The following is a 13301-nucleotide window of genomic DNA, read 5'->3' as shown; positions in this document are numbered from 1 at the left end:
AGTCGGCGGGTTTCGTATCTCTGCCGTCAAAAAAGTGCACTTAGACTACTGTAATGTGCATGTTTTCGACGCTACCGTCAAAAAAGTGCACTTAAACCGCAACAAAGTGCAGATTTCCGACGCTACCGTCAAAAATATGCAGATTAATCGCTGTAAAGTGCACATTTCTGACGGAAGCCAGAATTATTCGTCGTCGTAACCACCGGCATCCCAATCACGGCCGGGGATCAGGTCGTAGGGCATCTGGTGGGCGAAAAGCCAGAAGACGACGAGCACGAAAATAGTCACCATCCCAATCTTGATTGAGGACGTGCCGAACAAGCCGATGCCGTTGGAACCGCCTGTACTGCCGCCGCTGGCCCCGAAAAGTTGCAACGCCGCGAACAGTACTATCAGCCGCACCGCATAGAACGCGACGCGCATGCCGCCGTGCCGTTCCTTGGTCTCGCAGCTCATGTGCGTGAACATGCCGCCGAGCGTCTGCCCGCGGTGGGTGACGGGGATAAGCACCTCGAAGATAACGAACGAAAGCACCGTGAAGAACCGCGCCAGACCGTCCGATATGCCTGTGCCGAAGGCGTGTCCGAGGAACATATATGTGCCGTTGGGGAGGTATCTGGAGGATTTCTGGAAGAGGTAGATCGAGCCGAGTGTCAGCGATCCGTCCACGACTGCGATGAATACCAGATCGATCATCAGCGCGACGGCCCGATGCAGTAGACCTGGCTTTTCGATGACCTCGTTGCGGTCCTCAACTTTGCGCACCGGCACTAAGGCACCATATATCCACGCGATGAAACAGCCGATGACCGCACCCAGCGTATTGGTCAGCAGATCATCTACGTCGAACTGGCGGTACGAGCACGGATAGATATGCCAGACGCCCGTAAGCTGGGAGGTTTCAATAAAGAGGGATACCAAAAATCCGGCCGGAATCACCGCATAGAACTTCCAGCGGGCCCAGCGAGAGAGGGCAAACCCGAGTGGGACGAAGAAGGCGATGTTGAGCAACAGCTGGAGAGCCGCAGATTTGCCGCCGTACGCCAGATCGCTCATAAATCGCATTACATTAAGCTGCGGACGGTGAGTGTGTGTCAGGCAGTATGTAGCCGGGTCGTCAGGCATCGGGTAGAGCGTGAACGTGACCAGCCCGAGCGCGTAAAGCACGCACAGATACGCCGCGAGCACCGCGCTAGAACGCAGCCGGTGGTAGCGGTGGTACATTCCCGCCAGGATCGGCAGGGTCAGCACGGCCGAGAGGAACGGCCAAATCGCCATCGCGAGGATGAACGAGGTGCTGAAATTCCTGAAGTAGGCAATCACAACGGCTACTTTAGCGGACGCAGTTTACGAAATTCTGTGAATATAAAAAATAAATATGAGCAGAATTCCAACGATGGAACCGAAACGACGTTCACGACAACTGATATTGCAACGATTACCGAACCAAATCCTGCACACGATACCGAGGATATCGGCTGATACGAATAGCTGGCCCAAGATGGAGTGCAAAACCAGAGAAAACAAAAGTGCTGGATTCCATGTTTAAATGGAATCCAGCACTAAGCAGTCAGATTCATGTTCCGGTTTGGTTCAGAGCTGATTCAGCAACATGACCTTCAACTAGTAGCCGACAATCGCTGAGTCTGAACCAAGCCGAATCAAAGAATCATGCAATCAGTCTTGGCGCTCGTTGGCACGATGTTGCGCTTCAAGGGAGCTATTGCGCTTGACATAAATCCCATAAACAAGCGCAATCGCTACAGCAACAATAATCCACCAGAGCCAGACAGGCGCATTTGCATGTTGCGTCAAAGCCGCTGAAGCAGCAGTCTTCGGAGTTTCACATACATTACCGCTTGCCATCACGCGATAGCCAGCGACATTAACTACATAGGCAGCACCGGAAGTCTTGCATTCGGCACGGCGCCAATCCTTTGGAGCAGGAGTCTTCGGCACGGACGGAGTCCTATCATGACCGATCTGCGGTGCAGTGGTCATCGCCTGAGGAGCAGCACCAGCAACACCACGAGGAGCCACAGTCAAAGCCGACTGAGGAGACACAGCGGCGGCAACAGGCAATGCCGGAGCAGCCACTTGTACCGAACTGTTTGGATTCGTGGCAGCCGGAAGCGTCGCAGGATTCGTGGTCTCACTCGGAGAGGTCGGTCCAGCAGGATTCGTAACAGGCTCTAACTTCCAAACACCGTAAAGCGTCACATCCGAATTGTCACTCTTCAGCATGACGTGGTCGCCAGGCTTGTAGAGAGTTCCGTCTTGATCCTTCCAACCGGTGAACATATAGTGTCCGGTCTCGTCGAGATTCAAGCTGTACTTGCTCGGAATGGTCATCACCATCGTTTCGTCGGTGGTGCTTCCTCCGGAGACCGCGGCAAAGCTACGCGAGACCTTGGCCTTGTCGTTCTTGGACGTAGGCTGGAAACGCAGGTTGTAGTTGTAAACGCGGGCCCACTGACCAGTCAGCACGACATGCGGGTTGGCATCAGTCAAGTTGACGGTATCGCCAGCCTGATAAGTATGGCCCATGCCATCGCTCCAACCGGTAAACTGCCAGCGCTGCTGATCCTCGCGGTAATACTTGTTGCCCGCAGGAACCTTCAATGAAGCGGACTTGGCCGTGGTGGCCTTGCCCTTCACCGGATCAAACGCCTTGGAGGCGGTTCCTTCCGGCAGACCGGACACGAAGGAGAGCGAATACACATATTCAGGAACCCACTGTGCGTAAAGCGTCGCAGCCGGATTGTTCGAATTCAGCGTCAACGTATCAACACCACTCGCCGACACCGGGCTTTGACCAGTACCGTCGGCCTTGGTGTTCCAGCCGTTGAAGTGCCATCCTGCACGAACGAACCCATTGGCAGGAATCGTGAACGTGTGGCTCGTATCAGCCGTCGGGCCGACGGAACCGACCTGCGGCATGGAACCAGTTACACCCTTGGAGGCGTTCGCATTGAACTTCAGAGAATAGGTATAAAGCTTGGTCCAATGTCCCTTAAGCTCGGTGACACCAGGAACAACCGAAACCTGATCTCCAGGCTTGTAAACCGTCGTGCTGCCATTGAGCGTCCAACCGTCGAAACGGTAGCCATCAATGGCCGGATACGCCTGATGATCGATCTTGATAGCGTGCGGCTTGGTGATATCGGCAGGAGAATCAAGCTGGAACACCGAAGTGGCCTTATCAGGCGCAGCAGGCTCAGTCACACCGGAACCCGCAGGCGGATTCATCTTGAAGTCCAGCACGTATTTCGCATGAAGATCCATCGAAACACCAGGGGTGCCAATGCGCTTCCACTGGGCATACAGGGTAACGTCATTATTCATCGGCACATCCTGACCAGGTGCGTAGCTCGTACCAGTACCGTCCTTGCTCGTATTCCAACCAGTGAACTTGAAATACTTCGGGCTGTTGGCCGCGTTGTCGACACTCATATTGACATGCAGAGCAGTCTTATCAGGAGCCTTAAGCGTGCCGAATTGCATCTGCCACACGTCCTGCCCTTGGGCATTCTGAACGTATTTGAAGTGTCCGACAGCCTTTTGCGGGTCGGAGACCGTGCCCCACTTCTTGTCACCTACGGCATTCATATCGACCGAAAGCTTTGTGGAGTCGCTTCTTACATACGTGCCCGAACGTGAGGGGTCAGAACCCTGGGTCCGGTGCTCTACATCAAGCGAAGAATATTGCTTGGAAAGATTCGCCTCAGGAACCGCTGCACCGTTGACATCGGCCACGCGAACCCATGTCGCATCACTCATCAAAGGATCCTCAAGCCATATATCGCCCCACCATGTCCCGGTACTGGCAGGGGTCGGAAGTACGACGTTGTCGCCAAGCTTCAGCTCACGAAGATCAAATTGGTCTGGGTCACTGTTAGCAATTGAAAGCATATGCCTTACTTTGGAGACACCTCGCATATTAAAGTTTCGCAGATCCAATGACGTCAAAGCGCCGTCACTCATGAACATATCAGTCATATCGGTAACGTTACGCGTATTGAAATGAGAAACATCCAAAGACGTCAGGTCCTCGCAAACCGCAAACATACCACTCATGTTGATAACCTTGTGTGTATCAAAACCAGAAACATCCAAAGACGTCAGTTTCTCGCAACCACTAAACATTGACCCCATATCTTTGACATTGCCAGTCTGGAACTTTTGTCCAAGCTTCAACGACTGCAAATTTACACAGTCCTGGAACATGCCATTCATATCACGTGGGGTCCCTGCATCAACCCCATATGAATCTCTTCCAACTTGGCTCGTATCGAAGTTCGTGATATCCAAAGAGGTCAAACTACTGCAATTCTTGAACATTCCCGCCATGTCAGTCACGTTATGCGTATCAAAATGAGAGACATCCAAAGACGTCAGGTTATAGCAATATTCAAACATTCCCGCCATGTCAGTCACGTTATGCGTATCAAAATGAGAAACATCCAAAGACTTCAATTTGCTACAAAACATGAACATGGCAGTCATATTCTTGACTTTGGAAGTCTTGAAGTTTGCTCCAAACTTCAATGTCGTCAAACCTTCGGCCATATGGAACATGTAATACATATATTCTACGTTACTGGTGTCAAAACCAGAGAGATCCAAAGACGTCAAAGCTTGATCTCTCGCAAACATGCTCGACATGTCCGTCACCTTGTTGGTGACGAAACGTGGTCCGAATTGTATAGAAGCAGCTGATGCCCCGTAGAACATATCAGACATGTTTGTGACGCTGCTGGTATCAAAACTCGACAAATCCAACGATGGAATCCGGGTCGCTTCGAACATGCTGCTCATGTCCGTTACTGCACTCGTGTCCAAATGGTCAAGACCATCAATTGAACTCAATTTCATCATATGGTCAAAATAGCCATGGGCGCTAGCGGGAAGCTTAACTTTGCCGACACCATTAAAAATCACATGCTCAATAAACGCACGCTGATATGCGACGCTTGGTTCGCTATCGTCCAAAGTGCTGGGGATCACCGTAAACTGATACTCGTTGACCGGATCAGTGGCAGTGACTTCAAGCGTGCACTGTCCGTCTTTCATACCCAACGTCCAAGAGCCATTGGCGGAAGATTCGGCAGCGTTCCCACCTTTGTAAGGCTTGCAATCCGCTGTGGTCGGAAGCACTTCCTGAGGCCCAACCGTCGCGTTCTGGTTGCTCTGCGTTGACGGCGTAGGAGCGGCCGACGATCTTGTATTCGCCGTATTGTCGTCTTTCGCAGAAGAATTTGGAGTCGGCGCCTTCTGTTCCGATTTTGTCGTATCTTGAGGCGCTTCGTCCTTTGGCGCCTGTCCGATGACATTATTTTCATCGTTATTGAGATTCTTGCCGATATCCGACTTCGCGGCATCCTGTGTCGAAGCAGTGGAAACTTGCTGGCTTGCAGCCGAATTGGCGGTTGCATCCACTGGTTGCGCTGGTTGGGCACTTGCCGTGGCCACGACGCCGCACATCAATGCTGCGGTGGCCACAATGCCAATGAGTTTTCCCCCATTAAAACGCATTATTAATCCTTTCTGAAACTTCTACTTGATCGGACTTACACCCGATCCAGTACCCCCAGGATTTGTAGTAATACGATGCATAGACAAATAATGTAAAACTTTTTTAATATTTAGACAATACTTTAATTTGGAGTTATAAATAAACACTGTATTTACGCCATTGAACCATTCCGTACCAGTAATCTCAACCGGTTTACCATTGCCCCGTTGTCTGAGTGTATAAAACCATATTCATAGCAAGCCAACAATGACTCGAGATGGATAACGATGACCCTGAAATAAAAAGAATCACACTGCCAACGTCGGCAACATATACGCAGATATCCATTAAATCAAGAAAGGTAAAACGGGACAAAAGAAGAAACAAAAAGAAAACGGCACGAGAATTAACAAGCTCGTTCTATGCAGACTCGTGCTTACGAATGCGCGATGCCGCCGACTTTTGCGAACACATCGTGGTGGGCATGGACCACGCCAAACCTGCTGGTGGGCATGTAAGTGAGCATAGCGACGCCCTTGATGCGGTCAAGCGGGACGAGACCATGGTTGCCGTCATCGGGGTGATAACGGGAATCGGCGGAATTGGCGCGATTATCGCCAAGCACGAACACATTGCCCGGTGTAACCTTCATTTTAAAGGCGAACTTGCTTGGTTTTACCCCGGCTTTCAGGTACGAGGACTCGTCTATCGCCACGCCATTGACCGTCACAGGCTCACCGTAACCCTTGCAGGCCACCACATCGCCGGGCAGACCGATCAACCTTTTGACCAAATCGTTGGAGGCAAAAATGTTTTCGGACTGCAACCAATTCGCCGGATCCTTGAATACCACGACATCGCCGCGCCGCAGTTTCAGGACCGGTTTGGCTAGGCGGTTGGTGACGATGTGGTCGCCGATATTAAGCGTCGTTTCCATGGATCCGGAAGGAACGACGTAGAGTCCGATGACGAATATACGCAAGAGACTTGCGATGATGACCGCGATAAGGCAATAAATAAGGACAGAAATGATGTCCAAAACCCTCATTTGCCCTGTTGTATCTTTCGCGTGGGCGGGGCCGTTTTTCTTCTTTTTTCTGGAAGACTCATTGTCTAAAACATGTCGCTTTGATCTGCTCTTCGACCGTTTATTTTCCATTTATTTTCGTCCCATAATCGCCGATTACCCACTATCAGTCATCGCCGAGGGTGACGTGCACGCCCCCTACGAGCTGGCTGATTACATTATAAAGAGCCGCGATGATGACCGCGAACAACGTCGCTACAACAACTTCCACGATGGATAGAATCGTGACGGCACTGAGTACGGTACCCAGCGAGAAAACGCTCGCAAGGTTGAAACCGCCTGTGTCAAGACCAGTGGAGGAGACAATCTGCGTGACCTGATCGAAAACGCCGACCACGTTCAAAAGCGCCCAGATAAGCGCCACTGCGACAATCTGGATGATGCCGAACGCAACTGAAAGCAGAAGCGTTACTTTCGCCACGGACCAGGCGTCGACTCTGGTGAGCGAAAGACTCATGCGGCGTGCACGCGGGGTGCGCTTGCGCTGACGCGAGCTTTTACCGGCTGCATTGCCATTCAACGGCCACGCAGCGGACTCCGACTTGGGAGCTGACCCTTCTCCTAGAACGGAACGAGCCACACGGGGTGAGCGTTCGGAAGCAGAAGCGCTGTCACTTGCGTTTTTTGCCTGGCGCGACTGATTCTCGTCAACGTTTTCGTTCATCATTACTCCTTGAGCCACCACACGGACCGCATAAAATCGCATATTTCCGCGCAAAACAACCTGCTACGAGGCTATCAGTCTTCTGGGACGAAAATAGCCTGCAAGACTTGTGTATTCGTATGCAGATATGACGCTAAACGTTGCGGCCGCCAATACCTTTGGTACCAGCAGCCGCAACGTTATCATCTTGAGTTCGGGTTACGCCTCAACTACCTTGCGTCACTCGGTTTTGTCGTCACTTTTATCAGCTGACGCAGCCGAATCATCGGCCGCTTCGGCAGAGGCGGCAGTGGTGGAATCGGAGGTGCTTGCACTATCGGAACCTTCGTTTTCAGCCGACTCGCTGTTTTCGCTGTCCTCATCGTCATCATCGTCCGTATCGGTGTTACGCGCGATGGAGAGAATCTCGTCACCCTTGTCGGGCTTGGCGAGCGTCACACCTTGTGTATTACGTCCGGTGCGTTTGACCTCGGATACATCGGAGCGAATGACCTTGCCGGACTTCATGATGGCAAGGATCTGATCGGAGTCGGCCACGATGACCGCACCCACGAGTTCGCCGCGGTCTTCGTTCATCTGCAGTGCCTTGACGCCGAAGCCGTTGCGGCCCTGGAGACGGTACTGGCTGATGGAGGTGCGCTTGGCGAAGCCCTCGTTGGTGACCACGAGCAGGCTCAAGTCGTCTTCCATGTCGGCGCGGACCACGTCCATCGCCAACAGCTCGTCGCCGTCGCGGAACTTCATGCCCTGGACGCCGGCGGTCTGACGGCCCATCGGACGCAGCTGCTCGTCATCGGCCTTGAACTTGAGGCTCATGCCGTGCTTGGAGACGAGGATGATATCATCGTCCGCGTTGCACAGCGTCGCGCCGATCACCTCGTCAGCCGGCTCTCCGGTCTCCGGGTCCTCCATCAGGCGCACGGCTATGAGGCCACCCTGGCGGGTGGAATCGTACTGTGCCAGCGGGGTCTTCTTTACCTTACCGGAACGAGTCGCGAGCACGAGGTACTTGGCGACTTCGTAATCGGGGATGGAAAGCACGGCCTGAATGGACTCGTCAGGCGAAAGCTGCAGCAGGTTGGCCACATGCTGGCCCTTGGAATCGCGGGAACCTTCCGGCAGCTCGTAGGCCTTCAAGCGGAAGACACGGCCACGGTTGGTGAAGAAGAGAATCCAGTTGTGTGTGGAGGTGAGGAAGAAGTGGTCGACCACGTCGTCCTGGCGCAGCTTGGCGCCCTTGATGCCCTTGCCGCCGCGATGCTGGGCGCGGTATTCGTCGGCCTTGGTGCGCTTGACGAAACCGGAGTGCGTCACGGTGACGACCACGTTTTCGTCGGCGATGAGGTCTTCGTCGCTCATCTCACCGGAGAACGGCAAGATCTTGGTGCGGCGTTCGTCGCCATACTTGGCCACGATATCGTCGAGTTCGTCGCCCACGATCTTACGTTCGCGTTCAGGGCTGGCGAGAATGTCGTTGTAATCGGCGATCTTCTTCATCAGCTCGTTGTGCTCGTCGACGATCTTCTGGCGTTCCAGAGCGGCGAGACGACGCAGCTGCATCGCGAGAATCGCGTCGGCCTGCACATCGTCCACGTCAAGCAGATCCTCGAGGCCTGTGCGTGCGGTTTCGACGTCCTTGGAGGCACGGATGAGGGCGATGACCTCGTCGATCATATCGAGGGCCTTCAAATAGCCCTGCAGGATGTGGTCGCGGTCTTCGGCCTCGCGCTTCAAATAGCGGGTACGACGGTCGATGACTTCCATCTGGTGATCGACCCAGTGGCTGACGAAAGCGTCGAGCGAAAGGGTACGCGGCACGTTGTCGACCAGCGCAAGCATGTTGGCGCCGAACGTCTCCTGCAGCTGGGTGTGCTTGTACAGGTTGTTCAGGACGACCTTCGGCACGGCGTCGCGCTTCAGAATGAGCACGAGACGCTGTCCGGTGCGGCCCGAAGTCTCGTCGCGCATGTCGGCGATGCCCTGGATCTTGCCGTCACGCACGGCGTCGCGGATCGAGGCAGCGAGACGGTCAGGGTTGACCTGATAGGGCAGCTCGGTGACCACGAGGCACATGCGGCCCTTGATTTCTTCGGTGTTGACCACCGCACGCATGGTGATCAGGCCGCGGCCGGTGCGGTAGGCCTTCTCGATGCCCTTGTGGCCGAGAATCGTGGCGCCAGTGGGGAAGTCCGGCCCCTTGATGCGCTGCAGCAGCGCCTCGAGCAGTTCTTCCTTGGTGGCGTCCGGGTGGTCCAGCGCCCAATGCACGCCATCGGCGACCTCGCGCATGTTGTGCGGGGGGATGTTGGTGGCCATGCCCACGGCGATGCCGGAGGAGCCGTTGACCAGCAGGTTCGGGAAGCGGGCGGGGAGCACGGTCGGCTCCTGCGTCTTGCCGTCGTAGTTCGGCACGAAATCGACGGTGTCTTTATCGATATCGCGCACCATTTCCATCGCGAGCGGTGCCATGCGGCATTCGGTGTAACGCATGGCGGCTGCGGGATCGTCGCCCGGGGAGCCGAAGTTGCCTTGTCCGTCGACCAGCATGTAACGCATTGACCACGACTGAGCCATACGCACCAACGTGTCGTAGATGGCGGAATCGCCGTGCGGGTGGTACTTGCCCATCACGTCGCCGACGACGCGGGAGCACTTGTTGTAGCCGCGGTCGGGGCGATAGCCGCCGTCATACATCGCGTAGATCACGCGGCGGTGCACCGGCTTCATGCCGTCGCGCACGTCGGGGAGCGCGCGTTCGACGATCACGGAGAGGGAGTAGGCGAGATAGGACTCGCGCATTTCCTGGCCCAGGTCGATACGCTGAATACGTTCGCCCTTCATCAGGCCGTAATCGGTGTCGTCGGCCTCCTGCGGGCTCAATGGCTCAAGCGCACCACCAGGGACGTACTCGTCATCGCCGCTGTCATTGTTGTTATTGTTTTCGTCTGCCACTGTAAATCCTTATGTTTATTGATTCACTAAGTCTGTTGTGCCGTTTATACGGGGATATCGAATGGGACTATGATTCATTCTTTGATATCAATAGCCACATTCGATATGCCCATTAAGCGTCGATGAACTTCGCACTCGGGGCGTTGCGCTGAATGAACTCGCGGCGCGGGCCCACTTCGTCGCCCATCAGCATGGAGAAGGTCTCGTCGGCCTGGGCCGCGTCCTCGATCTCGACCTGCTTCAAGATGCGGTGCTCGGGGTCCATGGTGGTGCCCCACAGCTCTTGGTAGCTCATCTCGCCCAAGCCCTTGTAACGCTGAATGCCTTCGCCCTTCGGCAACTGGCGTCCGGCCTCCCTGCCCTCTTTGAGGACGCGGTCGCGTTCGGCATCGGTGTAGACGAAGCTGTGCGGGCCCTTGGTCCACTTGATGCGGTACAGCGGCGGCATGGCGACGTAGACGTAGCCGGCGTAGATCATCGGGCGCATGTAACGGAAGAAGAGCGTCAGGTTGAGCGTCGCGATGTGCGCGCCGTCGACATCTGCATCGGCCATGATAATCACTTTGTGGTAACGCACCTTGTTGATGTCGAAGTCCTCGCCGTACCCGCCACCGACGGCCGTAATCAGGGCCTCAATGGTATCGGATTTCATGATGCGGTCGATGGAGGCGCGCTCGGTGTTCAGAATCTTGCCACGAAGCGGCAGGATGGCCTGCGTGATCGGGTTGCGGCCCTGGATGGCGGAGCCGCCTGCGGAATCGCCCTCGACGATGAACAGCTCGCATTCCTCGGGGTTGTTGGACTGGCAGTCCTTGAGCTTGTCGGGCATGCCGGCGGTCTCGAAAACGGACTTGCGGCGGGTGTTCTCGCGGGCCTTCTTGGCGGCGATACGCGCGTGCGAGGCCTCGAGCGCCTTCTGGATGATGTTCTTGGCATCGCTCGGATGGGCGTCGAACCAGTCACCGAGGCGGTCAGTCATCACGCGCTGCACAAAGGTCTTGGCCTCGGAATTGCCGAGCTTGGTCTTGGTCTGGCCTTCGAACTGCGGGTTGGTGAGCTTGACGGAAACCACGGCGGTCAGGCCCTCGCGGACGTCGTCGCCTGAAAGGTTGTCGTCCTTCTCCTTCAAGAGGTTCTTGTCGCGCGCGTAGCGGTTGACCAGGCTGGTCAGCGCGGCACGGAAGCCCTCTTCGTGGGTGCCACCTTCCGTGGTGGAGATCGTGTTGGCGAAGGTGTGCACGGCCTCGGAGTAGGCGGTGGTCCACTGCAATGCGATTTCAGCGGAAATGCCGAGATTCAGGTCCTCGGCCTCAAGGTCGATGACCTCGTCCTCAATCGGTGTTGCCTTACGGGACTTGACCAGATAGGCGACATAATCCTTGATGCCGTTCTGATAGCAATAGGAAACAGTTTCCGGCTTTTCTTCGGTGGCGTCGTCTTCACCAGCGACCTCATCACCGGCAATGTTGTGCTTGCGTTCGTCGGTCAACGTAATACGAAGACCTTTGTTGAGGAATGCCATCTGCTGGAAGCGCGAACGCAGCGTTTCGAAGTCGTATTCGGTGGTTTCGAAGATCTTTGGGTCGGCCCAGAAGGTGACGGACGTGCCGGTGGACTCGCCTTCGGCCATCGGAGCACCCTGCTTCAAGGGAGCGACCGCGTGCTGGTCATGGAAGTTCTGCATCCAGTGATAGCCCTGACGGCGCACTTCCACGTCGATTTCGGTGGAAAGCGCATTGACCACGGAGATGCCGACGCCGTGCAGGCCACCGGAGACCGCGTAACCGCCGCCGCCGAACTTGCCGCCCGCGTGCAGCTTGGTCATCACCGTCTCGACGCCGGAAACACCTTCACCGGGCACCTCGTCGACGGGGATGCCGCGGCCGTTGTCGACCACACGCACACCGTTGTCCGGCAGAATGGTCACTTCGATATGCGTGGCATAGCCGGCGAGCGCCTCGTCGACCGAGTTGTCGACGATCTCGTAGACCAAGTGGTGCAAGCCGCGCGGACCGGTCGAGCCGATGTACATACCCGGGCGGATACGCACGGCCTCCAAGCCTTCCAAAACCCTCAGATCGCTGGCGTCATAGTGTTCTGGTGCAAGCGAATCGTCAAGCTGGGCGTCTTCGAGCTCATCGTTTTGAATGGCTTCCTGCGCCTTGGCTTCCTGTTCCGCTTTATTGACGGCAGCGTCATTGGCTTGTTCTTCATTCATTGCTGAATCTGCCACAAGGTTCCTTCCTGCATTTTCCCTCGCACGAAAGGCTTCCCGCGGGGGCGATACACTCTAGAAAGCAAATAATGGGGTCTTCTAGAGGTTTAACCATATAATGGTCATTTTACTCGGATATGGGGACTTTCAAGGCATTACCCCCAAAAGATGAAATTTCGAAAGATTGAATTTTATTACACTAGATAATAGCAGGCAGATTCCACGGAACGAATCAATATCAGTTACATTTTCTGTTGTAAATATGTGTTGTTTGAATATGTGACTTCATTGCCCGACTGTTGCCAATCGCCACTGATCAGCGACGCATATAGCGATTCGGATAACGCCGGCCACCGGCCCCATGCCTGAAGTTGTGCGATTGTGGACCGGTGACGCGGATTTCGCGGATTTCCAGACCCTTGAGCCGCTGACGGATGGTTGTGGTGAGCTGAGGAATGAGATAGGTCAGCTGTGTGGCCCAAGCGTTGGATTCGGTGTTGATGGTGAGTACGCCGTCGCGGAAATCGGTGACCACGGAATGGCCGGCAATGGCCGGCCCGACCACCTGATCCCAGTGATTGCGCAGTTGCGCGAGCTTCAGGTGTGGGGTCCAGTCGCCGTCGGTGGCGATAACGGACAGGACCCCGCCAAGCTTGCCCGGGTCGCGTCCGGGTTTGCCGAAGTTGTTCCACGCGTTCTCTTCGCGCGACTTCCACTCCTTGCGTGCGCCGGCGCGGGAAGAGAGCCGATTGAAGACTTCCGCAGGCAGCTTACGTTGGTCGAGATGCAGTTGTTCGGCAATCGGCGGTTTCATGATTCCGCTCCGTCGTTGTCTTTACTGTTTTCCCGCGCGGCCTGCAGTTGCGCC

General features: G+C 55.2%; 7 protein-coding genes. All 7 read right to left on the bottom strand.

Annotated elements, in window-relative coordinates:
• Positions 1-183 precede the first annotated feature (183 nt).
• Positions 184-1323, bottom strand: coding sequence for a VanZ family protein (locus tag OZX70_RS00075; protein ID WP_277180930.1), 1140 nt, complete (start codon positions 1321-1323; stop codon positions 184-186).
• A gap of 354 nt (positions 1324-1677) precedes the next feature.
• Positions 1678-5535 (bottom strand): BspA family leucine-rich repeat surface protein, encoded by a 3858-nt coding sequence (locus tag OZX70_RS00070; protein ID WP_277180928.1) that lies wholly within the window; start codon positions 5533-5535, stop codon positions 1678-1680.
• A gap of 416 nt (positions 5536-5951) precedes the next feature.
• Positions 5952-6554: a signal peptidase I gene (gene lepB, locus OZX70_RS00065; RefSeq protein WP_277180926.1), complete on the bottom strand. Its 603-nt coding sequence runs from the start codon at positions 6552-6554 to the stop codon at positions 5952-5954.
• Between the two features lie 154 nt (positions 6555-6708).
• Positions 6709-7266, bottom strand: coding sequence for a DUF3566 domain-containing protein (locus tag OZX70_RS00060; protein WP_277182204.1), 558 nt, complete (start codon positions 7264-7266; stop codon positions 6709-6711).
• Positions 7267-7485: 219 nt separating this feature from the next.
• Positions 7486-10218 carry a DNA gyrase subunit A gene (gyrA, locus tag OZX70_RS00055; RefSeq protein ID WP_277180924.1) on the bottom strand — a complete coding sequence of 911 codons (2733 nt, stop codon included), beginning with the start codon at positions 10216-10218 and terminating at the stop codon, positions 7486-7488.
• Positions 10219-10330: 112 nt separating this feature from the next.
• Complete coding sequence (gyrB, locus tag OZX70_RS00050) at positions 10331-12451, bottom strand: DNA topoisomerase (ATP-hydrolyzing) subunit B (RefSeq protein ID WP_348519433.1); 2121 nt, start codon at positions 12449-12451, stop codon at positions 10331-10333.
• A gap of 298 nt (positions 12452-12749) precedes the next feature.
• Positions 12750-13247, bottom strand: a complete 498-nt coding sequence (locus tag OZX70_RS00045; protein WP_277180922.1) for a DUF721 domain-containing protein — start codon at positions 13245-13247, stop codon at positions 12750-12752.
• Positions 13248-13301 lie beyond the last annotated feature (54 nt).

Source organism: Bifidobacterium sp. ESL0732, assembly GCF_029395535.1.
GTDB lineage: Bacteria > Actinomycetota > Actinomycetes > Actinomycetales > Bifidobacteriaceae > Bifidobacterium.
This window is presented reverse-complemented; position numbering and strand designations above follow the sequence as displayed.